22 protein-coding genes and 1 tRNA gene are annotated in these 20,742 nt (G+C 66.0%); 11 read left to right on the top strand and 12 right to left on the bottom strand.

Translation table 11 applies throughout. The annotated features are described in order from the left end of the window. Positions 1-29: 29 nt before the first annotated feature. Together ptsP and MUK71_RS00650 are read left to right on the top strand one after the other, a co-directional pair. Positions 30-1,754, top strand: a complete 1,725-nt coding sequence (gene ptsP / locus MUK71_RS00655; protein ID WP_227929696.1) for a phosphoenolpyruvate--protein phosphotransferase — start codon at positions 30-32, stop codon at positions 1,752-1,754. 39 nt (positions 1,755-1,793) lie between these two features. Continuing rightward, on the top strand, positions 1,794-2,072 hold the full coding sequence (locus MUK71_RS00650) for an HPr family phosphocarrier protein (protein WP_227903234.1): 279 nt from the start codon (positions 1,794-1,796) through the stop codon (positions 2,070-2,072). A 151-nt stretch (positions 2,073-2,223) separates the two neighbouring features. Here MUK71_RS00650 and MUK71_RS00645 read toward each other — a convergent pair whose 3' ends face one another. From MUK71_RS00645 to MUK71_RS00630, 4 genes are all read right to left on the bottom strand, one after another. Next, positions 2,224-2,961, bottom strand: a complete 738-nt coding sequence (locus MUK71_RS00645; protein WP_227903233.1) for a hypothetical protein — start codon at positions 2,959-2,961, stop codon at positions 2,224-2,226. Further along, the gene (locus MUK71_RS00640; RefSeq protein WP_227903232.1) at positions 2,958-3,689 is read right to left on the bottom strand and encodes a hypothetical protein; all 732 of its coding nucleotides are present in this window, start codon (positions 3,687-3,689) and stop codon (positions 2,958-2,960) included. The genes MUK71_RS00645 and MUK71_RS00640 overlap by 4 nt, the downstream gene beginning before the upstream one ends. Before the next feature lie 159 nt (positions 3,690-3,848). Continuing rightward, positions 3,849-4,148, bottom strand: a complete 300-nt coding sequence (locus MUK71_RS00635; RefSeq protein ID WP_231710200.1) for a GNAT family N-acetyltransferase — start codon at positions 4,146-4,148, stop codon at positions 3,849-3,851. A gap of 108 nt (positions 4,149-4,256) precedes the next feature. Further along, positions 4,257-4,838, bottom strand: coding sequence for a hypothetical protein (locus MUK71_RS00630; RefSeq protein WP_227929683.1), 582 nt, complete (start codon positions 4,836-4,838; stop codon positions 4,257-4,259). Between the two features lie 181 nt (positions 4,839-5,019). Between MUK71_RS00630 and MUK71_RS00625 the strand changes: the two genes are divergently transcribed. Then, positions 5,020-6,129, top strand: coding sequence for an iron-containing redox enzyme family protein (locus tag MUK71_RS00625; RefSeq protein ID WP_227929682.1), 1,110 nt, complete (start codon positions 5,020-5,022; stop codon positions 6,127-6,129). Further along, positions 6,126-6,485 carry a CDGSH iron-sulfur domain-containing protein gene (locus MUK71_RS00620; RefSeq protein ID WP_423724637.1) on the top strand — a complete coding sequence of 120 codons (360 nt, stop codon included), beginning with the start codon at positions 6,126-6,128 and terminating at the stop codon, positions 6,483-6,485. The genes MUK71_RS00625 and MUK71_RS00620 overlap by 4 nt, the downstream gene beginning before the upstream one ends. Before the next feature lie 103 nt (positions 6,486-6,588). On the opposite strand, the gene MUK71_RS00615 is transcribed toward MUK71_RS00620, so the two are convergent. Continuing rightward, positions 6,589-6,661, bottom strand: a tRNA-Lys gene (locus MUK71_RS00615). A 202-nt stretch (positions 6,662-6,863) separates the two neighbouring features. Here MUK71_RS00615 and MUK71_RS00610 point away from each other — a divergent pair. The 3 genes from MUK71_RS00610 to MUK71_RS00600 all read left to right on the top strand — a co-directional run bounded on the left by MUK71_RS00610 (position 6,864) and on the right by MUK71_RS00600 (position 9,451). Continuing rightward, positions 6,864-7,505, top strand: a complete 642-nt coding sequence (locus tag MUK71_RS00610) for a hypothetical protein (RefSeq protein ID WP_227903228.1) — start codon at positions 6,864-6,866, stop codon at positions 7,503-7,505. 316 nt (positions 7,506-7,821) lie between these two features. Then, positions 7,822-8,439, top strand: coding sequence for a DUF47 domain-containing protein (locus MUK71_RS00605; RefSeq protein WP_227929681.1), 618 nt, complete (start codon positions 7,822-7,824; stop codon positions 8,437-8,439). Position 8,440: 1 nt separating this feature from the next. Next, the gene (locus MUK71_RS00600) at positions 8,441-9,451 is read left to right on the top strand and encodes an inorganic phosphate transporter (protein ID WP_227903226.1); all 1,011 of its coding nucleotides are present in this window, start codon (positions 8,441-8,443) and stop codon (positions 9,449-9,451) included. Positions 9,452-9,454: 3 nt separating this feature from the next. On the opposite strand, the gene pstB is transcribed toward MUK71_RS00600, so the two are convergent. The 4 genes from pstB to pstS all read right to left on the bottom strand — a co-directional run bounded on the left by pstB (position 9,455) and on the right by pstS (position 13,545). Beyond that, a complete protein-coding gene (gene pstB / locus MUK71_RS00595; protein WP_227903225.1) occupies positions 9,455-10,234 on the bottom strand; it encodes a phosphate ABC transporter ATP-binding protein PstB in 780 nt (259 codons plus the stop codon). Between the two features lie 30 nt (positions 10,235-10,264). Continuing rightward, the gene (pstA, locus tag MUK71_RS00590; RefSeq protein ID WP_227903224.1) at positions 10,265-11,374 is read right to left on the bottom strand and encodes a phosphate ABC transporter permease PstA; all 1,110 of its coding nucleotides are present in this window, start codon (positions 11,372-11,374) and stop codon (positions 10,265-10,267) included. Next, complete coding sequence (gene pstC, locus MUK71_RS00585; protein WP_227903223.1) at positions 11,374-12,306, bottom strand: phosphate ABC transporter permease subunit PstC; 933 nt, start codon at positions 12,304-12,306, stop codon at positions 11,374-11,376. The genes pstA and pstC overlap by 1 nt, the downstream gene beginning before the upstream one ends. Positions 12,307-12,420: 114 nt before the next feature. After that, positions 12,421-13,545 carry a phosphate ABC transporter substrate-binding protein PstS gene (pstS, locus tag MUK71_RS00580; protein WP_227903222.1) on the bottom strand — a complete coding sequence of 375 codons (1,125 nt, stop codon included), beginning with the start codon at positions 13,543-13,545 and terminating at the stop codon, positions 12,421-12,423. Positions 13,546-13,776: 231 nt separating this feature from the next. On the opposite strand from pstS, the gene MUK71_RS00575 reads away from it, so the two are divergent. The 3 genes from MUK71_RS00575 (at position 13,777) to disA (ending at position 17,653) form a co-directional block, all read left to right on the top strand. Beyond that, on the top strand, positions 13,777-14,907 hold the full coding sequence (locus MUK71_RS00575) for an FUSC family protein (RefSeq protein WP_227929680.1): 1,131 nt from the start codon (positions 13,777-13,779) through the stop codon (positions 14,905-14,907). Positions 14,908-15,040: 133 nt separating this feature from the next. Then, positions 15,041-16,408, top strand: coding sequence for a DNA repair protein RadA (gene radA / locus MUK71_RS00570; protein ID WP_227929679.1), 1,368 nt, complete (start codon positions 15,041-15,043; stop codon positions 16,406-16,408). A gap of 168 nt (positions 16,409-16,576) precedes the next feature. Continuing rightward, the gene (gene disA, locus MUK71_RS00565) at positions 16,577-17,653 is read left to right on the top strand and encodes a DNA integrity scanning diadenylate cyclase DisA (protein WP_227903219.1); all 1,077 of its coding nucleotides are present in this window, start codon (positions 16,577-16,579) and stop codon (positions 17,651-17,653) included. A 5-nt stretch (positions 17,654-17,658) separates the two neighbouring features. Here the strand turns inward: disA and MUK71_RS00560 are convergent, their stop codons facing one another. Next, on the bottom strand, positions 17,659-18,351 hold the full coding sequence (locus MUK71_RS00560; protein WP_227903218.1) for a hypothetical protein: 693 nt from the start codon (positions 18,349-18,351) through the stop codon (positions 17,659-17,661). Between the two features lie 87 nt (positions 18,352-18,438). Between MUK71_RS00560 and MUK71_RS00555 the strand changes: the two genes are divergently transcribed. Further along, positions 18,439-19,377 carry an HhH-GPD family protein gene (locus MUK71_RS00555; RefSeq protein ID WP_227929678.1) on the top strand — a complete coding sequence of 313 codons (939 nt, stop codon included), beginning with the start codon at positions 18,439-18,441 and terminating at the stop codon, positions 19,375-19,377. On the opposite strand, the gene dhaM is transcribed toward MUK71_RS00555, so the two are convergent. Next, the gene (gene dhaM / locus MUK71_RS00550) at positions 19,374-20,102 is read right to left on the bottom strand and encodes a dihydroxyacetone kinase phosphoryl donor subunit DhaM (protein WP_227929677.1); all 729 of its coding nucleotides are present in this window, start codon (positions 20,100-20,102) and stop codon (positions 19,374-19,376) included. The genes MUK71_RS00555 and dhaM overlap by 4 nt on opposite strands. Then, the gene (gene dhaL, locus MUK71_RS00545) at positions 20,099-20,740 is read right to left on the bottom strand and encodes a dihydroxyacetone kinase subunit DhaL (protein ID WP_227903215.1); all 642 of its coding nucleotides are present in this window, start codon (positions 20,738-20,740) and stop codon (positions 20,099-20,101) included. Before dhaL ends, dhaM begins: the two co-directional genes overlap by 4 nt. Positions 20,741-20,742: the final 2 nt, after the last annotated feature.

Below are 20,742 nucleotides of genomic sequence, written 5' to 3'. Positions count from 1 at the left end.
ACACTGTCGGAAACAGGAAGGCTTTAATGATGCGGACCATCAAGGGAATCGGAGTAAGTGCCGGACGGGTCCTCGGCCCTTCCCGCAGGATGCCGCCTCCGGTACCCGAGCCCGATGCCGACGCAAAGTTCAGTGCCGACAGCACGGTGGACGGTGAAAAGGCGCGTTTGAAGGACGCAGCGGAGACCGTCCGGGCGGACCTCAAACACCGGGCTGAAACTGCCTCCGGAGATGCCAGGGCTGTCCTGGATGCCACGGCGATGATGGCCACGGACCCGATGCTGCTGAAGGCGGCCGGGAAGCACATCAATGCGGGTATGGCACCGGACCGGGCCATCTGGGAGGCCGGCATGGAAGTGGCCGCCATGCTGCAGAGCCTCGGAGGGTACATGGCTGAACGGACCCAGGACGTACTGGATGTCCGTGCCCGGATTGTGGCGGAACTCAACGGGCTGCCGGCACCGGGAATCCCCGCCTCCGACGTGCCGTTCATCCTGACCGCCGTGGAGCTGGCGCCGGCTGACACGGCCACCCTTGACCCGGCCAAGGTCATCGGACTCGTGACCAGCGAGGGTGGCCCGCAGTCCCACACGGCCATCCTGGCGCGGTCGCTGGGCCTGCCCGCCGTCGTCGGCGCACCGGGAGCCAACGACGTTGGGGACGGGGCCGAGCTGTACCTGGACGGTGCTTCAGGAACGGTGGTGGTTGAACCGGGTGTCGCCGAACGGGAAGCGGCGCAGAAGTATGCGTCCCGGTCCGCGTTGCCGGTCTTCAACGGCACGGGATCCACTTCCGACGGGCACCGCGTTCCGTTGCTGGCCAATGTGGGGTCCGGCAAGGACGCCCGCGCGGCTGCGGAGGCAGGTGCGGAGGGAATCGGGCTGCTCCGCACTGAATTCTGTTTCCTGGGACGCGACTCCGAGCCCAGTCTGGAGGAACAGGTAGCCGCCTATGGCGCCGTGTTCGAGGCCTTCCCGGGGCGGAAGGTGGTTATCCGAACCCTGGACGCCGGCGCTGACAAGCCCCTCCCCTTCCTGACGGATGCCTCCGAACCCAACCCTGCGCTGGGTGTGCGGGGATTCCGGACCGACCGCACCAGTCCCGGCGTCCTCGCCCGGCAACTGGAAGCTATCGCAGTGGCTTCCGGTGCGCACGAAGCCGATGTATGGGTCATGGCACCCATGGTGTCCACGGCGGAGGAGGCTGCGGATTTTGCCGTCCTGTGTACCGCCGCAGGGCTCGGGATGCCGGGAGTCATGATCGAAGTCCCCGCCGCAGCGATCATGGCCGAGGCAGTGCTGTCCCGGGTTCGCTTCGCATCCCTGGGCACCAACGACCTGACGCAATACACCATGGCGGCGGACCGTCAGCTCGGATCCCTGGCGACCCTGAATGATCCGTGGCAGCCGGCTGTCCTGCAGCTGATTTCGGCAACCGTGGCCGGCGCCGCCCGGGCAACCGCGGCGCTCCCCGCAGAGACGGGGTCCGCCACGGCGGCCGCCCAATCCAAAACCGTGGGGGTGTGCGGTGAGGCGGCCGCTGACCCTGCCCTCGCCGTCGTCCTCACCGGCATCGGAGTAAACACGCTTTCAATGACACCGCGGGCGCTCTCCAGTGTCGGGGCGGTCCTGGCATCGGTCTCCCTGGAGCAGGCACAGGAGCTTGCCGCACGGGCCCTTGCAGCCCACACGGCAGCCGAGGCACGCACCATAGTGCGCAGCCGGCTGCCGATCCTTGAGCAGCTTGGCCTGTAAGGGCCTGAGTTCGGAAGCAACCACGGAAGGAACAACAAAATGGCAGAACGCAAAGCCACGGTGGCCAGCAGAGTAGGGCTCCATGCCCGGCCGGCTTCGATTTTCGCTGAAGCTGCGGCGGCCCAGCCCGTCGATGTGACCATAGCGATGGACGGTGCGCCGGCGGAGGAAGCGATGGATGCATCCAGCATGCTTTCGCTGATGAGTCTGGGCGCCTCGCACGGCGACGTGGTGGTGCTCCGCTCGGACGATACGGGCGCAGAAGAGGCGCTTGACGCACTGGTGCAAATTCTGGAAACCGATTTGGATGCACAATAGGCGGCATCCAGTACCCGGTTTAAATAACGAAGCCAGCGGCAATGCCGCTGGCTTCGTTGCAACCTCACGCTGACCCCCCACAGGCAGCGGATGTTACATATTCATTATTCTGGCACATGCGCATGAAAATGTGAACAAGGTTACCTAATTGTCATCTGACATAGGTTTGCGTCAGGCGGGTTTGCTTTTCCTCCCGATTCAAGGCCATCCGCCGGCCGCCGAGCAGCGCCAGCCCCAAGGTGCAGGAAATCAGTGCGGAATAAGGCACCAGATGGTCCCACGGACTCACATCCCACGGTGTGTGGTCCTGGAGCGCGTAGAGAACCGCACCGCTCAGGCCCAGAGCGATCAGGGCGGAGGCTGTGCGGATAAGGGCAGGACGGCGCCGGTGAGCCGCCGTCGCAAAGGCCGGGCCTATCAAACAGGCGGACACGTAGGCGGGATAGGCGCGGCCCAGCGCTGTGTAAAGGATGACCGGCAATTGCTGGGCGTAGTCCCGCAGGCCCGGTGAGGACGAAGGCATGTCGGCGAGGACGAAAAGCACAACCATCAGCACGGCAAGGACCCCCAGCACGGCAAGGCCAATAGACCCGCCAATGCACTTTCCTGCGAGGGGGGAGCGGAAAGCCACAGAAGCCTTGAGTCCGAGAATAAGGACGAATCCGTACATTGCGAAACGGATTATGAGGTTGGCAATGTTGATGCCACCCAGCACATTGTCCACCGCAAGATAGATGGCGGAATTGGCCAGGGCAATTGCCACCGTCAGCATAAGCAGCGCCCAGAAAAGCAGCGGATTCCGGCCCTTGATGGCCTGCGGAAGTCGGGTCAGGGTAATCAGGCCCGAAACGGCGAGAGCCGAGAGGTGGACGGTGGTAGCGAGACTCATCCCAAGTGCTCCAGAAGCGTTAGTTCGTTTTCATCGTCGTGTTCGAGTTTCCTCATCGCTTTCCCCAATGCATCCAAGCGATCCCGGGCAAGCAGGACAAGCTCGGAGTCGCTGAGCGAGGCAAGGGCACTTTCCTGCCCGCCTTCGGGCCAGCCCGCTTCACCCGGGGTGACTAAACCGATGGCTACCAGCCCGCCCGGAAGCGAGACGTCCGCCAGACGTGCGGCTTCCACCGCCAGTTCCGGTGCCAGCCGCCCGGCCGACAGCTGTGCGGAGATGTTCTGGGGAGCTACCCCCGTCTTTGCGCTGAGCTGCTGGCGCAGGTCCCCCGGATCCACCGCTTCAAACCAGGACCGGATGGCATTACGGTGACCGAACTCAGCGATTTCCCCGCCGGATGCGCTTTCCACGCCACCCTGGGTAGCCCGGGCCAGGATCATCTTCAGAATGCAGACATAGGAAACCTGGCTGACCAGTTCAGCGGTTGTCGGCCGCCACGGACCGCTCAAAAGGTCCGAGTACTCCTCAAAATCCGAGAGCGCTTCAACCGGGTTTCGCCCATAGGCCCTGGCCACGCGGACCACCGTGATCTCAGCGACTTTCCCCCGGACAATCTGCTGGGCCAGCGTGGACCTTTTAATCCCCGTCCGGCGGCAGAGGTCGGCGTTGGATTCACCCGGTGCGATCGCCGCCCGCCAACTCTGGAAAGACTTGGCAGGCACAGCCATTTTTCGCCCCCTCGATTGGATTTCCCCGGATAGATCGAATTATACTGTTCGAACTGGCTTCCCCTTCTGCGTTCCCCCCATATGCAGAGCGGGAAGCCAGCTCCACTTAAGGACGGGGCAGCCCGTGGAACCGGGAGGCCGGCGGCAGCGGAGCCCCTGTCACTCCTGCGGCCAGGATACGTGGTGGCTGTACTCCGGGTGCTTGCCGAGGTAGGTGGCCATGTAGGAGCAGTACGGCTTTACCCGTTTCCCTTCGCTGACAATGTCCTCCACGGCATATCTGGCCAGCTTCGAGGAGTACCCCTGGTGCCGGTAGGCGGGCTCCATTTCCGTATGGGTGAGGGCGACGGCGTCGGGTTGCCTTTCATAGTCGGCAACACCAACAAGCTCCCCGTCCAGCCGCAGTTCGTACCGGTCCAGCCCGTCATTGCGCGAGACACTGATGTCTTTGGATGTCATAGGCCGAGACTGCCATGCAATCACGCCTCGGTCCACCCCGCACAGGGCTGCCCTGCCGCGCCGTGGTTTACCCCGGGGTTTACCCCGGCAGCACACGCACGGGCGCCCTCAGGCTGCCCTTCCGCCGCGGGCGGCCTGTTCGGCCCGGCTCAGTGACTCCTCCAGGCGGTCAACCGCTTCGGCATAGGCGGCGGAATCATCCGCATCCGCCCCGGCAGCAACCTCCGGGCGCAGGCGTTCAGCTTCCTTCAGCGCCCGGATGAAGTCCCGGGTTTCCGGCGAGCGGACATCCTGCAGCTGCGGATGCTCGGCCGCGAGCCATGGATCGAGTTCATAGGCGCTCCAGCGGGTCAGGATCTCGCGGTGCCGGCCGGAGACCGCAGCCAGGGCGGCCTGCCGCTGTTTCCTTTCCAGGCGGCGGACGCGTGCCCGGTGCCGGCCGGCCAGCCACGCGGCGGCCGCGGTACTGCCGGCCACCAGCAGCATACCGATGGCTGCGGTGCCGCCGGGCCCGGTGCTGACACCCCAGGCAGCAGTCAGGAGAACGCCAAGAAAGGCAATAAAGCCGGTCCAGAACAGGCTCTCACCGTCCCGTTTGCGCAGCGCCCGGTCCAGACCGGCAGCGCCGGCTGCCAGCACACCGGCGAGCAGCAGCAGCGGCAGGACGAGGGTCGGGCCAGCCTCGGGCATGTCGGCTCCTTTCCTTGCGTTTCCTGCCTCCATTGCACCTAACCCGGAGGCAAAGGTCAATGGCGGACCCGTCCGTCCCGAAGCGCCGGAACCGGGATACCAAGTATGCTGACAGCTGGATTCTTTTCCATGTCCAAGGACCACCACCCGCGCCAAAAGTGCCGGAGACGTAAGGAAAGCAATGAAGATTCCCGCCCCCCGAGGGCGCGTCAGCGCCACCCTGCTCGACCTGCTCACCAGTACCACCCGGAACGAGGGGTATCCGTCCCTGGTTGCTGCCGTTGAGGAGTCACTGGCCGCCGGCACGGACCTCCTGCGCGACGAGGACCTGCAGCTGACCCTCTTCTGCCTGTACGAACTGCACTACAGCGGACTGGAGGGCGTGGAGGATGCGGCTGAGTGGGATCCGCAGCTGATCGCCATCCGGTCCCGGCTGGAAGCCGCGTTTGAAGCAGTACTGCGGGATATTGTGCCGGTTCCCGTGCTCCCGGCTCCCAGGAGCGAGGACGTGGCGGCTACGCTCTTCAGCCTTGCCGCAGAGGACAGCGGACCCGACGTGTCCCGCTACGTTGCCGGCAAGGCAAGCGTGGAGCAGCTGAGGGAGTTCCTGATCCTGCGCTCCATCTACCAGCTCAAGGAAGCGGACCCGCACAGCTGGGTCATCCCCCGCCTGCCGGCCGGCCGGGCAAAGGCCGCGCTAATTGAAATCCAGGCCGACGAGTACGGCGGCGGCCGCCCCGAACGGATGCATTCGAAGCTTTTCGCCACCACCATGGAGGGCCTTGGGCTCAACGCCGGGTACGGCTACTACATTGACGAGGTGCCCGCGCTCACGCTGGCTTCCTCCAATGCCATGTCCCTCTTTGGCCTGAACCGGCGGCTGCGCGGCGCCATCGCCGGACACCTCGCGGCGTTTGAAATGACTTCCTCGATTCCCAACTCGTTTTATGCCCGCGGTTTCCGCCGGCACGGATTCGACGACAACGTCACCTACTACTTTGACGAGCATGTGGAGGCCGACGCCGTCCACGAGCAGATAGCCGCCCGGGACCTGGCGGGCGGACTCGCCGAAGCGGAACCCGAACTGCTGGGTGACATCATCTTCGGTGCCGCCAGCGTCCTGGCCATCGATGCCCTGCTGGGTGAGGAGCAGCTCACTGCGTGGAAGGCCGGGGAATCAGCTCTGCTGCGGCCGCTGCAGGGCACGCAGGACAATGCTCCGGACACCGCCGCCTCCGCCGCGCTGGCCGCGGCGGCCATGGCGGCCATGGCCGGCGGTGTGACCCCGTGACCGCTGCTGAACCCCGGGAGCCGGTCCGCGGGGACCAGGACCTTCCCGCACCTCAGGACCTCCCCGCTTCCAAGGGACCTGCCGCCCCGGCGTCCATAGTTGCCTATCCGAACGGACCGCTGCTGGTCCGGGGCGACTTTGAAATTGTCACTCCCGACGGCGTTCCACTGCCGCGGGACCGCGAAACCGTGGCCCTGTGCCGCTGCGGCGGGTCAGCCATCAAGCCGTACTGCGACGGTACGCACAAACTGATGAAGTTCGACACCACCCGCCGCCGGCCCGTGCCCAAACCGGCCCGGCAGGCTGCAGAGGACGCCGCTGCACCGGCCCGGGAAGCTGCACCGGCGGAAGACTGAGACCGGACGTACCCGGGCTCCCCGTTGCCGCGCGAGAGCCTATAAACGGGAGCATAAAAAAGAACGGCCCGTTTACACGGGCCGTTCTTTTTCGTATCGGGAGTGCGCCCAGCAGGGCTCGAACCTGCGACCCACGACTTAAAAGGACGTTGCTCTACCAACTGAGCTATAGGCGCTCCCACCGGTCCGGAGGCGAATGCCGCGGACCGACTGTCCCACTTTATCGCACACGGCACAGATCGCGGAAAACCTGGCACCGGATGGATTGCCGTTGCTGGACCCGGGCCCGGCGGACGTCGGAAACAGTCCCGCAGCCCGGCCGCCGGGTGCACCGGAAGACGCCTCGATTCTGCGGATTGGCGGGAGTATTCTCAAATTATGAGTGAGTCCAATTCAATGCCGCGCCATCACAAGCCAAAGCCCCTTGCACCCGTGGACTTCGCCAACTTCCCCGGCGGAGCCGATCCGGCCCGCGTCTCCGAGGCCGCCCATCTGGCCGCCCAGGCACTGGTCCACCACGGCCGCGAGAGCACCGATCCGGAAGTCACCCGCCGATTGGTTGAACTCGCAGACCAGCAGGGCGTCGAAGCCGTCGCCGAGATGTGGGCCGAAAGTCCGGCCCGTTCGCTGCCCGGCGCGCTCTGGCGGCTCTACGCCCTGCGGGCCGCCATCCAGCAGAACCCGGAACGGGTGGCTGCGTTCTACTCCGCCGGCAAAGACGTTGCCCAGGTATCCAAGGTGGTTGCCGGCGTCGCCGAACCTCTCGGCGCAGACGAGGTGCGGGCCATGGCAGACACCATCCTCTCCGGCGCCTTCGAAGGCGAATTCGACGTCGCACTGGAGCGTTTCGCTGCCTTCTGCCGGGTGGTTGCCCTGGGGCAGACGAACCACGCCGACTCCTCCGAGGCCTCCAACGGCAACCGCGCCACCATGCTCACCCGTAATGCCCGGCAGCTGGTGCGCACCGCAGAGGATCTGGAGCACTCAGCCGCTGCCTGGCGGCGGGGCGAACTGGACTGAGCCGGCTGCAGGAGCCCCTTGCCATGGCGCTCGTCACACCTCTGCGGCTGCACCAGGGCCCGTGTTGACATCGCCGGGCAGGCGTAGAAAACTGAAATTGGTGTCGGACTGCGGAACCCCCGGGCTTCAACTCTGAGCCGCTTCGAGCGGCCTTCCGCCGAGAGGCGCTCCCGGTCCGGCACCGTTACATTTCCTCATCGGGTATCAGCGCGGCTGTGCCGCACCTTTAGCCCGATCCACGGCCTCCCATCGGATATTCTGAGGCAGTGAGAACCTTCGTGCAGGATCCTCCTTCCGCGGACGAATTGCGTCCGGCGTGAAACTTCGACTTTTCCCGCAGGAAAACGCGGGCCTGGAGCTGCTTTCGCGCATGGCCTCCCAGCTGCTGCGCGGCACGGGCATAATGGCCGAAATCCTGGGCGCTGATCCGGAAGACTTCGACCGCCTCACCGAGCAGCTGCACCAGATCGATGCTGAGACCACGGACCTGCACTTCGCTTTGCTCACCCAGATGCGGACCAGCTTCATCAACCCCCTCCCCCGGGAAGACCTCTACGAGCTTTCCCTGATTCTGATGTCGGCCATGGAATGCCTGGACGCATCAGCCGAGACGGTCTCCCTCTATAAACTCACCGGGGTTTCCGGCCGCGCCTCCGAACAGTTGGAAGTGATCGGCCGGCAGGCGGAGCTGACGGCCTCAGCCATGCGCAGGCTGGCTTCGCTCGAGGACCTGGAAGAGTACTGGATCGAGATGCTGCGGCTTGCCCGGCGGGCCGAACGCACCCGCCGGATCTGGGTTGCGGAACTGATGCGTGAGCATAAACCCATGCCCTATGCCCGGCACCGGGACCTCGCCGACCGTCTTTCCGGCACCGCCACCCAGCTTCGCCGTGCTGCCACGTTCGTAGGCGGCGTCCTCGTGCGGGAATCCTAGGGTGGCGTTCTTCCTCCTGTGCGCCGTTGTACTGCTGGCCGGCGCCTACGCCTTCCTCAACGGCTTTCATGATGCCTCCAATTCCGTGGCGACGTCAGTGCGCACCCGCGCCCTGACCCCCACGGTGGCCATCGCCCTGGCGTCCGCCTTCAACTTCCTGGGGGCGCTGGTCAGTACCGCCCTGGCCGTGGCCCTGACGGTCCGTTTTGTGGAACTGCCCGAGGGCCCGCAGGGGCTGGGCATCCTGATCGCGGGGCTTACGGCCGCCTGCGGCTGGGGTATCTGGACCTGGTGGCGGCGAATGCCTTCCTCCTCCACCCACGCGCTCGTGGGCGGAGTGGTGGGCTCAGGGGCGGCCTCAACCCTGGTGGGCGGGCAGAACATTGCCGGATCTTCCCGCGTGATCTGGGAACAGCTTGCGCTGCCTCTGCTGCTGTCCCCGGTGATCGCCTTCGCCCTGGCCTACCTGCTGGTTTTCCCCGCCACGTGGCTGATGCGGTACAGCTCGCCCCGCCGCGGTGACGCCGGGAACCGGATTGCGCAGTCCGTCTTCACCTCCGTCTTCTCCCTGGGCCACGGGATCCAGGACGGTCAGCGGACCATGGCCGTGGTGGTGCTCGCCCTGCTGGCGGCGGGTGAAACCACCGATGCGGGCATACCGACATGGGTCCAGGTTTCCGCTGCCCTGGCGTTGGCGGCCGGCACACTCTGCGGCGGCTGGCGGATTACCCACACCCTGGGCCACCGCCTGGTGCGAATGGATCCGCTGCGCGGCATGAGCGCCCAGGCGGTGAGTTCCTCCATGCTGTTCCTGGGCGCCTTCTGGCTGCATATCCCGCTGTCCAGCACCCAGACCATGGCCTCCGCCATTGTGGGCGCCGGAGCCAACCAGCGGTTCGCCACCGTGCGGTTCATTCCGCTGCGGGAAATCCTGGTCACCTGGCTGACCACTGCACCGGTGACCGCGGTCCTGGGCGGGATTCTGTTCCTGGCGCTGAGCCCCCTGCTGTAGGGGTTATCCGAAGCGGCCGGAGACGTAGTCCTCGGTGGCCTTCTCTGCCGGGTTGCTGAAGATAACCGGGGTGTCGGCGTACTCAATCAGCCGGCCGGGCTGGCCGGTGCCCGCAATGTTGAAGAACGCCGTCTTGTCCGAAACCCGCGCAGCCTGCTGCATATTGTGCGTCACGATCACCACCGTGTAATCGCTCTTGAGCTCCTCGATGAGGTCCTCGATGGCGAGGGTGGAGATGGGGTCCAGTGCCGAGCAAGGCTCATCCATCAGGATGACCTCGGGTGAGACGGCAATCGCGCGTGCAATGCACAGGCGCTGCTGCTGGCCACCCGATAGCCCCGACCCGGGCTTATCCAGCCGGTCGCGGACCTCTTTCCACAGGTTGGCGCCGGTCAGGGAACGTTCCACCAGATCATCAGCGTCCGCCTTGGAAATGCGCTTGTTGTTCAGCTTCACGCCTGCCAGCACGTTGTCCCGGATGGACATGGTGGGGAACGGGTTGGGCCGCTGGAAAACCATTCCGACGTGGCTGCGCACGGTCACGGGATCCACTCCCGGGCCGTACAGGTTTTCGCCGTCGAGCAGCACTTCGCCTTCAACCCGGGCGCCCGGCAGGACCTCATGCATCCGGTTCAGGGTGCGCAGGAAGGTGGACTTGCCGCAGCCGGACGGGCCGATGAACGCGGTGACGGAGCGGGGTTCAATGTTGATATTGACGTCCTGGACGGCAAGGAAGTTGCCGTAGTAGACATTCAGGTCTTTGACGTCGATGCGCTTGGACATGTGTTCCTTTGGGGTAAGTCGCGGCAGGGCTTAGCGGGAGGTCCGGGGGGCGAAGATCCGGGCGATCAGGCGTGCGGCCAGGTTCAGCAGCATCACCATCAGGATCAGGATCAGCGCCGCAGCCCATGCCCGCTGGGTGCTGGGATCCGTGTTCGTGGGCGAGGTGGGGCTCATCAGCTGCCGGTAGATGAACGTGGGCAGGGTGCTCATCCAGCCGGCAAAGGCATTGAAGTTGATGGTGTTCACAAAACCGGCCGTCACCAGCAGCGGGGCGGTTTCGCCGATGACGCGGGCAATAGCCAGGGTTACGCCGGAGGCAATGCCTGAAATGGCCGTTGGCACCACCACTTTCAGGATGGTCCGCCATTTCCGCACACCCAGGGCATAGGAGGCCTCGCGCAGTTCATTCGGAACAATCTTCAGCATTTCCTCGGTGGAGCGGACCACCACCGGGATCATCAGTACCGACAGGGCGACGGCGGCCACGAAGCCGGTGCGGGTGCCCGGACCAAACACGAGTCCGAAGAAGGCAGCGGCGAACAGGCCGGCCACGATCGAGGGGATGCCGGTCATCACGTCAACGAAGAAGGTGATGGCCCGCGAGAGGGCACCGCCGCGGCTGTATTCCACGAGGTACACGGCGGCCAGCAATCCCACCGGTACGGAAATCACGGTGGCCCAGAAGGTGATCAGCAGGGTGCCCACAATGCCGTGGTAGACACCGCCCAGGACCGGGGAACCGTCCTGGACCGTGGCGTTGTCCACTGCGCCGGTCATTCCGCCCATGGACGTGAGGAGGAAATCCGGGTTGAGGCCGGGCAGGCCCCGGACCAGGACGGTGAAGATGACCGAGACCAGCGGCAGCAGCGCCAGCAGGAATGCCCCGTAGACCAGGTTCGTGGCGAGCCGGTCCACGGCGTGCCGGCGGCCCTCCACCATCCAGGTCACGGCGGTGCCGCCGATTACGAAAATGAGCGCCGTGAAAATGGTGAAGGCAGCCACGGAAAAACCGATAAGGGCGGAGATTGCCGCACCCAGGACCACCGCTACGGCCAGGATGACCCATGGCATGTAGCGCGGCAGCCGGTTCTTGGTCAGCATTGCTCCGGGCCGGTTCAGTACGGAGGGTGATTCGAGCATCAGTTGGCTCCCGAGAATTCTTTGTGGCGGCTGATAATCCAGCGGGCAATGACGTTCACTGCCAGGGTGATCAGGAACAGCACGAGTCCGGCGGCGATCAGTTCGGAGAGACGCAGCCCGAACGCCTCAGGGAAGTTCAGGGCAATCTCCGCGGCAATGGTCTGGTTGCCGGGGCGGATCAGGCTGGCAATCAGGCCGCCGGAGGAAAGCACCAGTGCCACTGCCATGGTCTCACCGAGGGCACGGCCCAGGCCCAGCATCACTGCGCTGATCACGCCGGGGCGGGCGAAGGGGAACACGGCCATCCGGATCATTTCCCAGCGGGTGGCGCCCATGGCCAGGGCTGCCTCTTCATGCAGTTTGGGAGTCTGCAGGAAGATCTCGCGGGTCAGCGACGTAATGATGGGCAGCACCATCACGGAGAGCACAATGCCTGCCGTGAGCATGGTCTTGCCTGTCTGGCTTGCGGGCCCGGAGAACAGCGGGATCCAGCCCGCGTTCTCGGCGAGCCAGTTGTACGGTCCCACCAGGGCGGGGGCCAGCACTGTCATGCCCCAGGCGCCGTAGACCACCGAGGGGATGGCCGCGAGCAGGTCCACCAGGTAGCCCAGCCCCTGCGCCAGGCGGCGGGGCGCGTAATGGGAGATAAACAGCGCGACGCCGATCCCCACCGGGGTGGCGATCAGCAGTGCTATCGCCGCGGCAATGACGGTGCCGATGACCAGCGGCAGAATGTACTTGCCGAAGCCGCCGCCTCCGGAGATGTCGGACGGGTCGGCCAGGAAGGTCGGCAGCGCCTGCCACATCAGGAACACGGCCACGCAGAAGAGCACAAAGAGGATCAGGCACCCGGCTGCCACCGTGATGCCGGAGAAAATCTTGTCTCCGGCACGGCCGGCGCCGCCCTCACCAGTTATTGACTTGCTCGACAATGCTCAGACCCTTCGACGGTGTTGCGGGCTTTTCTATCAGTTTAGGTACTTTGCCCGGCGGGGCGGACCGGCTCCCCCGCCCGCGAACGGGGGAACCGGAGATAAATGCGGCGTTTAGGACCGGACGCTGATGGTCTCCAAGGCTTCGACAGCGCGTTCACGCAGAGCCGCGGAGAGCGGCGCGCTTCCGGTTGCCTCCGCTGCTGCCGCCTGTCCTTCCTCACTGACAACGTAGTCCCCGAAGGCACGGACAAGATCCACCGTCTCCTGGTCCTCGTAGCCGGTGCAGAATATGTGATAGCTCACCAGGACCACCGGGTAGGCCCCGGATTCTGCGGTGTCCCGGTCCAGCTGCATGGCCATGTCGGCAGCCGGACGGTTCCCGCCGGTGACCGGCGTGGAGGATTCGACGGCGAGTGCCGCTGCTTCGGCGCTGACGGGCACGTAGTTCCCGCCCACCTCTACCCGGACGGTCCCCAGATTCCCGGCGGCGGAGGCATCCGCGTAGGTAATCCCGCCTTCCGTAGCGGTCACGGTTGAAATGACGCCGCCCGTGCCGGATGCGTTTTCCCCGTTTGGCAGTCCGGCGGGCCATTCGCCGGAGGGCTTCTCCGTCCAGATCTCCGGAGCGGCGGCGGCAAGGTATTCGGTGAAGTTCTTGGTGGTTCCGGATTCGTCACCGCGGTGCACCGCGGTGATGGGAGTATCCGGCAGGCTGACGCCCTCATTCTGCGAGGCGATGGCCGGATCATTCCAGACCGTGATGTCACCCCGGAAGATGGCTGCCAGGGTGTCGGCGTCGAGATTCAGTTCACTGATGCCCTCCAGCTGGAACGCCACGGCAATCGGAGAGATATATGCGGGGATGTGCAGGGCGCCCTCCGGTCCGCAGACTTCCTCCGCGGCTGCGGCTTCTTCCTCATCCAAGTAGGCGTCGGAACCGGCAAACTGCACCCCGCCGGCCAGCAGCGCCTCGCGTCCGGCACCGGAGCCGTCCGGGGAGTACTGAACGGCAGCCTGCGGATTGGCTTCGCCGAAACCGGCGATCCAGGCCTGCATGGCCGAGTCCTGGGAACTGGCGCCGGCGCCCGAGAGGGTGCCCGCTACCGTGCTTTCCGAAGCCGCAGCGGGAGTGGAGGCGGGCGCTGCACTGTCCGTGCCGCAGGCTGCCAGGGCAAGCACGGCAACAGCGGATACTGACAGCAAAGAGGTGGTACGGCCGAGATTCTGAACCAACACGCTTTTCCCTTTCGAGGGTGGTGGGGCGCGGATGCGCCGGGAGGCTGGCCGCGCGGACGCTTCCGCTGTTGCGAAAGTCGCTGCACGTTCCTTCCCAAGCGTGGCTAAGCAAGGTGAACGGAAAGTTAACGGGGGCGGGGGAACCGTGGAACATCAGGGTCACCGCCATCCCGGTTACAGCCGGAAGTAACCGCGCCCACAGGTTCCGGTACCTCGCCCTAGACTGGGTCCATGCCCCAACGCAGCTCCTTCGCCAAAAGCCGGGGTTTCCTGCGGAACCGTGTCCGGGTGGGCCTGCAGCGAAGCCGGCATTCGGTCTTTCCCGCCCTGCAGATGACCGTCTGCGCCGTGGGCGCCTATGCCTTTGCCGAGTATGTACTTGGCCACGAAGGTCCGCTGTTCGCGGCCACCGCGGCCCTGATCTCGCTCGGTTTCTCACGCGAACCGCGCACCCGCCGGGTACTGGAAGTGGGAATCGGCTGCACCCTGGGCATCACCGTCGGTGAAATCCTGCTGACGCTGCTAGGCGTGGGGCTGATCCAGGCCGCCGTGGTGCTGTTTACCTCCGTGATGCTCGCGCGCTTCCTGGACCGCGGCGTCATCTTCACCACGCAGCTGGCCCTGCAGTCGCTGCTGGTGGTGTTGCTGCCGGCCCCCGACGGCGGCGTTTTCACCCGCAGCGTGGATGCCATTGTGGGTGGCGTCTTCGCCCTTGTGGTCACCATGCTTGCCCCGCGGGATCCCCGGCGCGAGCCCAAATCCAACATCCGGGAACTGCTGCACGAGCTCTCGGCGGTCCTGCGCCAATGCTCCGAGGCGATCGCCAAGAGCGATTCCACCGTCGCCTGGCACGCACTGGTCCGGGCACGCAATACCCAGCCCCAGTTGGACACCCTGGCCCGCAGCGTCCGGGATGCCCGGGAAGTTGCCCGCATTTCCCCTGCCTACCGGCGGTATCTGGCAGAGCTCGGTGATCTGCGCGGCTCTATCGGCTTCCTGGACCTGGCGGTGCGCAACAGCCGCGTCTTCGCGCGCCGAACGACGTCGGTCATCAACCACGCCTCGCTCAACGACGAGGCGATCGAAAACGTCGCCGAGGTCGTCAACGACACGGCCGACGCCGTCGACATCCTGGCCCGGGCGCTCGGCGGCGGGGAAGGCAATGACGCCAGGCTGCGCCATCTGCGCCAGGCACGCAACGAACTGGCCGCCGTGGGCAGCCGGTTGCATCCCAAGGCGCTGGGCATCACTGACCTGCAGGGTGATGCGCTGATCATGCTCTTCCGCCCCCTCGTGGTGGATCTGCTCGAATCCACCGGACTCACCCATGAAGAGGCGGTCACGTACCTCTCGGAGATCTAGCCGCCGGCTGGCCGAAGCACCGAACGGGCATCCGGCAGCCGGTTCCTATTCCCGTCGGTACTGTCCTCCATTTCCGTAACTGCGCGGCTTCGTACGCCGCGGGACTGTCGGTGCCGCGGGATAGCCTGAAGATATGGCAACAAAGACTGCACGGCCGAAGGCCGCCAATTACCGCTGCTCGGAATGCGGCTGGACCACGGCTAAATGGGTGGGCCGCTGCGGCGAGTGCCAGGCCTGGGGAACCGTGGAGGAAGCCGGGGAGGTCCTGGCCCGCACTACGGCCGCCACGGTGGTTGCCCGGCCCGCCCTGCGGATCGGTGACGTGGATGCCACCACGGCCGCCTACCAGGCCACCGGTGTGGGCGAACTGGACCGGGTACTCGGCGGCGGGCTGGTCCCGGGGGCGGTGATCCTGCTGGCCGGCGAGCCGGGCGTGGGTAAGTCCACCCTGCTCCTTGACGTTGCGGCACGCGTGGCTGGTGCCGGCCGTGATGTCCTGTACGTGACCGGCGAGGAATCCACCGCACAGGTGAAACTGCGCGCTGAACGCATCGGTGCCGTGTCCGATCACCTGTACCTAAGTGCCGAAACCGACCTTGGGCAGGCGCTGGGCCAGGTGGAGCAGGTGTCTCCGGGACTGCTGATTGTGGACTCGGTCCAGACTCTGAGCAGCACCGCAGTGGACGGCAGCGCCGGCGGCGTCAGCCAGGTCCGGGAGGTAGCCGCATCCCTGATCAATGCTGCCAAAACGCGGAACATGACCACCCTGCTGGTAGGGCATGTGACCAAGGACGGTTCCATTGCGGGTCCCCGGCTGCTGGAGCACCTGGTGGACGTCGTCTGCCAGTTCGACGGCGATCGGCATTCCCGGCTGCGCCTGCTGCGGGCGGTCAAGAACCGTTACGGACCCACGGATGAGGTTGGCTGTTTTGACCTGACCGAAGACGGCATTGAAGGACTCGCGGACCCGAGCGGGCTCTTCGTTTCCCGGACCAAGGATCCGGTTTCCGGCACCTGCATCACTGTGACGCTCGAGGGCAAGCGTCCGCTGGTCGCCGAGGTGCAGTCCCTGGTCGCTGAAACCGGCAACGCCCAGGCAAGGCGTGCCACCAGCGGCGTGGATTCCTCCCGGGTGGCCATGCTGCTTGCTGTCCTGCAACAGCGGGCGTCAATGAGCCTGGCCAAGGATGACAGCTATGTATCCACGGTGGGCGGCGTAAAACTGGGTGAGCCGGCGACGGACCTGGCGGTGGCGCTGGCCGTAGCCTCGGCAAAAATGAACAAACCTCTTCCGGCACAGCTGATTGCCTTCGGCGAGGTGGGCCTGGCCGGCGAGGTACGCCCGGTCCCGGGGATCGGGCGGCGCATCAACGAGGCCGAACGCCTCGGGTTTACGCACGCAGTGGTGCCTGCCTCTCCCAGCGGGCCCGGGAACATTCCGTCCGGTTTCAAGGTCCGCGAGGTCTCCACCCTGGCAGAGGCGCTCGAGCTGCTCTTTTAACCGTGCCCCCTCCGGCGCTGCTGCGGTTGCTTCTTACGCCCCGCCCCGCCAGGAGGGACGTGCCGGTGCGGCCGGCGTGGGGGCAGTGTACGGGAATCGCACACTAGTATAGGGACGGGCAAGTCTTGCCCGGAAAGCTCAGGGCCCACGGGCCGGAAGGAAGTGACCATGGCCCGCAGCCCGGAAGACGCATTGAAGGCCACTCTGGCCCGGGTTGCTCCCGGAACCGAACTCCGCGACGGTCTCGAACGCATCCTCCGCGGCCGCACCGGTGCCCTGATTGTGCTTGGTATCGACCGGACGGTGGATTCCATCTGTTCCGGCGGGTTTGATATCGGCATTGAGTTCTCCCCGACCAGGCTGCGGGAGCTGGCGAAGATGGACGGCGCCATTGTCTGCGACCGCGATGCCAGGAACATCCTGCGCGCCGCCGTGCAGCTGGTCCCGGACCACACCATCGAAACCCATGAGTCGGGCACCCGCCACCGGACGGCCGAACGCGTCGCCATCCAGACCGGCTTCCCGGTGATTTCGGTCAGCCAGTCAATGCAGATCATCCAGCTGTATATCGGCGGACTGCGCCACGTGCTGGAGGGTTCCGAACCCGTGCTGGCCCGCGCCAACCAGGCACTGGCCACCCTTGAGCGTTACCGCGCCCGGCTGGACCAGGTCACCAACTCCCTCTCCGCCCTGGAAATCGAGGCCATGGTGACGGTCCGCGATGTTGCCGTGACCCTGCAGCGCCAGGAAATGGTCCGCCGCATCTCGGAGGAAATCTCCCAGTACGTCCTTGAACTCGGCGTCGACGGCCGGCTGCTGTCCCTGCAGCTTGAGGAACTGACCACCGGGCTCGGCCCGGGCAGCGAAATGATCCTGCGGGACTACGCGGACCTGAATGACGGGCAGCGGAACCTCGAGGAGCAGATCGCCACGCTGCAGAACATGAGCTCCTCGGAAATGGTGGACCTGGGCAAGATCGCCTCCGTTGTGGGCTTCCAGCCCGGTCAGGACTCCCTCGAGGCTGTGGTTCAGCCGCGTGGTTACCGGCTGCTCAGCAACATCAAATCCGTTCCGCCGGCGGTATCCAACCGGCTGGTGGACCACTTCGGCGGTCTGCAGAACCTGATGGCTGCGAACATCGATGACCTGATGACCGTTGACGGCATCGGCGAACAACGTGCCCGGACCGTGCGTGAGGGACTGTCCCGGATCGCGGAAACCAGCCTGCTCGACCGGTTTATGTAGCCCGCCTACTCGAGCTGGAAAACGGCCTTTTCGCTGCTACTCTCCCCCAGCCGGGCGGTGAAGATGTAGTAGCCCGGATTGGGGTTGGAGGCCACTGCGGCGCACCCCGGGGCGGACCGGTTCCGGTTCCACGGGAAGTTCGCTGTTTCGGAGGCGCCGGGCTCCACCTTTTTCACCAGGTCCTTTGCACCGTCCTGGCAGTCCACCGATGAGAAGATGCGGTCTGATCCGCTGGTCACCAGGAACTCCATCTGCGAGGTGCCGACGTTGATTTCGCAGGCCGTTTCCCCCGCATTGGTGACTGTCAGCGTCAGGACAGGCGTGGCTCCGGCGGGGTACACCTCCGCATCGGTGGCCGCGGCAACCCTGACGCTTTCAGCCGGACACAGGGATCCGGGGGTTTCCTCCGCGGCTGCGCCGGTCTTTTGTTCCTTGCCAGGCGCCGGAGCCTCACCGGCCGGCGCTGCTGCCGGGGTGGTGAGCATGGGTACCGGGACCGTGGATTCCGCGGAAGCGGCCTGTTTCCCGCCGGAGAAAGCCCGGACTCCGGCTGCCACGGCGAATCCCAGTCCCACCAGGATCAGGAGCGCCAGGACGCCGGCAACTAGCCGCCGGCGCCGGTAGACGGCCGGACTGGGCCTGCGGGGAGCACCACCGGGACGCGATCCTGCCGGCTGCTGTCTTCCCTTGCCATCCATGTTTCAAGGCTAGGTATTCTCCGTACGATTACTGGGCGCACCACGCCGGTCAGTAGAGTATTGCTGGTCATAAGCGAGGGAGTGCCCATGAATCAACAGGTGCGGGAGCTGCACACCAGCATCACCGGCTGGTTCGCCGTGCATGCGCGCAAGTTGCCCTGGCGGGAACCCGACTGTACAGCCTGGGGTGTGCTGGTCAGCGAAATCATGCTGCAGCAGACCCCGGTAGTCCGTGTCCTGCCCGTTTGGCAGGAATGGATGCACCGCTGGCCTTCACCGGCGGCACTGGCCTCCGAATCGAGCGGTGAGGCGGTCCGTGCCTGGGGAAGGCTGGGTTATCCCCGCCGTGCGCTCCGGCTGCACGCAGCCGCCGCAGCGATCACGGAGGACTTCGGCGGCGAGGTCCCCTCCACCCACGCCGCCCTGCTCAGCCTGCCCGGCGTCGGGGACTACACCGCCGCGGCGGTGGCAGCCTTTGCCTTCGGGCGGCGGGAAACGGTGGTGGACACGAACATCCGCAGGGTCCACGCCCGGGCAGTCACCGGCAATGCCCTTCCCTCACCGGCCCTGACCGCCGCGGAGATGCGCCTGGCGCGTGAACTGATGCCCGACGGCGTGTCCGAATCGGTGGCCTGGAATGCTGCCGTGATGGAGCTGGGCGCCCTGATCTGCACGGCCCGGAACCCCAAGTGCAGCCAGTGCCCCGTGCTGGAGCAGTGTGCCTGGGTGTCCGCGGGCAGGCCGGACCCGCACTACGTTCCCAAAGGCCAGGCGTGGGCGGGCACCGACCGGCAGGTGCGCGGCGCCATGATGGCTGTGCTGCGGAACGCTCAGGCCCCGGTGCAGCGGGCCCTGCTGCTGCACCCTCCGGTGAATCTGGTCCCCTCCCCCGCGGCCGGCGAACTCGACCCGCTGGCCGCCCTGCACCGCCTGGCTGCTCCGCAGGAGCAGATGGAACGTGCCCTGGCAGGGCTGATCGCAGACCGGCTGGCGGCCGAGGACGCCCGCGGGGTCTCGCTTCCCTAGATTTCGCCGAAGCCGTTCCGGACCTCGGTCCCCAGCAGTTCAATGGCACGCGCAGCGTCCGGCCCGGATGCGGTGGCGCTGAGCGTCTCACCCGGCTTGAGTCCCAGGGTCATCAGCATCATCACGGACTTGCCGTCCACACCGTTTACCGTGATTTCCGCATCCAGATCCGCCAGGAGCTGGGCGACGGCGGCGGCGGGACGTGCATGCAGGCCCATCGGATTTACCAGTGTCCAGGCGCCCGAGACTTCCTCCGTCGCAGCCGCAGCACCGGATGCAGTCCCGGCGTCAGCCCCGCCGGCGGCGGCGCTCCTGTCCTCTGTGGGGGCGCCTCCGCCGGCGTAGGATGCACCGGCGGATTCTGCAGCTGAGAGCACCTCCGCCAGGCTTTTGCCCGTCTGTGCGGAGACCGCAGCGGCCACTGCACCTTCCACCAGGGGCGCATTAGCCATCCGCACCCGCTCCTGCTGCTCCGGGTCCAGGAACTCCATGGCCATTTCAGCGGTCATCACCGCGGATCCGAGGTCCGTGAGGAGCACCGCGCCGTCGCCCTGATCCGTTTCGGCTATTCCGGCCTGGATTTTCTCGAGGCTGGTACCGATACCGCCGTCGTCGGTCCCTCCGGCCGCAGCCAGCCGCACGTCGGCAGCCATTTGCGCCGCCAGCTCACAAACTCCCTCAGCGAGTTTCGCGCTGTGCGAGACAATCACCAGCCCCACGCTCATGCTGCTGCCTCCGCGGCCCGGACTGCCGACTGCAGGATCAGCGCGGTGGAGGCAGCTCCGGGGTCCAGATGGCCGGCGCTCCGCTCACCCAGATAGCTGGCCCTGCCCTTGCGGGCCACCAGCGGTTCCGTTCCCGCCAGACCGGCCTCGGCAGCGTTGGCGGCGGCAATCAGGATCCCGGCAGGGGTGGAGTCGGCGGCCTGCGCGGTGGCCGCGGCGTCCACAGCCGGAGTCCACGCGTCAATCATGGTTTTATCCCCCACCTCCGCCTTGCCGCGTGCCACAATCCCGTCACGGGCGGCAGTGAGCACGGCAACTAGCTCCGCGGGTCCCAGGGCCCCCGAATCTCCCGCCGCCGTCGCGGCACGCAGGAAAGCCGTCCCGTACAGGGGACCCGCAGCGCCGCCCACCTTGGACATCAGGGTCATTGCCGCAGTTTTGAACACGGCCCCGGGCGTGTCCGGCGTGCCGTCCGTGTCCAGTTTCTCCACGATGGCGCTAAAGCCGCGTTCCATGTTCTCGCCGTGGTCGGCATCGCCGATTTCACGGTCCAATGTGGTCAGGCGCTGCCGGTTTTCAGCGATGACCCTGGCACTGTCGTGCATCCACCGGTCAGCCCATGCTGCATCCAGTTCCATGC

It is taken from the genome of Arthrobacter zhangbolii (assembly GCF_022869865.1).
GTDB classification, from domain to species: Bacteria; Actinomycetota; Actinomycetes; order Actinomycetales; family Micrococcaceae; genus Arthrobacter_B; species Arthrobacter_B zhangbolii.
Note: the sequence above shows the minus strand (reverse complement) of the source record. Positions and strands in the feature narration are given on the sequence as shown.

Coding starts and splice junctions, on each gene's coding strand:
- MUK71_RS00555 (WP_227929678.1), top strand. CDS start 18,439: ATGAATCAACAGGTGCGGGAGCTGCACACCAGCATCACCGGCTGGTTC.
- radA (WP_227929679.1), top strand. CDS start 15,041: ATGGCAACAAAGACTGCACGGCCGAAGGCCGCCAATTACCGCTGCTCG.
- MUK71_RS00640 (WP_227903232.1), bottom strand. CDS start 3,689: ATGGCTGTGCCTGCCAAGTCTTTCCAGAGTTGGCGGGCGGCGATCGCA.
- MUK71_RS00650 (WP_227903234.1), top strand. CDS start 1,794: ATGGCAGAACGCAAAGCCACGGTGGCCAGCAGAGTAGGGCTCCATGCC.
- MUK71_RS00630 (WP_227929683.1), bottom strand. CDS start 4,838: ATGCCCGAGGCTGGCCCGACCCTCGTCCTGCCGCTGCTGCTGCTCGCC.
- MUK71_RS00625 (WP_227929682.1), top strand. CDS start 5,020: ATGAAGATTCCCGCCCCCCGAGGGCGCGTCAGCGCCACCCTGCTCGAC.
- MUK71_RS00645 (WP_227903233.1), bottom strand. CDS start 2,961: ATGAGTCTCGCTACCACCGTCCACCTCTCGGCTCTCGCCGTTTCGGGC.
- ptsP (WP_227929696.1), top strand. CDS start 30: ATGCGGACCATCAAGGGAATCGGAGTAAGTGCCGGACGGGTCCTCGGC.
- dhaL (WP_227903215.1), bottom strand. CDS start 20,740: ATGGAACTGGATGCAGCATGGGCTGACCGGTGGATGCACGACAGTGCC.
- MUK71_RS00560 (WP_227903218.1), bottom strand. CDS start 18,351: ATGGATGGCAAGGGAAGACAGCAGCCGGCAGGATCGCGTCCCGGTGGT.
- pstB (WP_227903225.1), bottom strand. CDS start 10,234: ATGTCCAAGCGCATCGACGTCAAAGACCTGAATGTCTACTACGGCAAC.
- MUK71_RS00575 (WP_227929680.1), top strand. CDS start 13,777: ATGCCCCAACGCAGCTCCTTCGCCAAAAGCCGGGGTTTCCTGCGGAAC.
- disA (WP_227903219.1), top strand. CDS start 16,577: ATGGCCCGCAGCCCGGAAGACGCATTGAAGGCCACTCTGGCCCGGGTT.
- MUK71_RS00635 (WP_231710200.1), bottom strand. CDS start 4,148: ATGACATCCAAAGACATCAGTGTCTCGCGCAATGACGGGCTGGACCGG.
- dhaM (WP_227929677.1), bottom strand. CDS start 20,102: ATGAGCGTGGGGCTGGTGATTGTCTCGCACAGCGCGAAACTCGCTGAG.
- MUK71_RS00610 (WP_227903228.1), top strand. CDS start 6,864: ATGAGTGAGTCCAATTCAATGCCGCGCCATCACAAGCCAAAGCCCCTT.
- pstA (WP_227903224.1), bottom strand. CDS start 11,374: ATGCTCGAATCACCCTCCGTACTGAACCGGCCCGGAGCAATGCTGACC.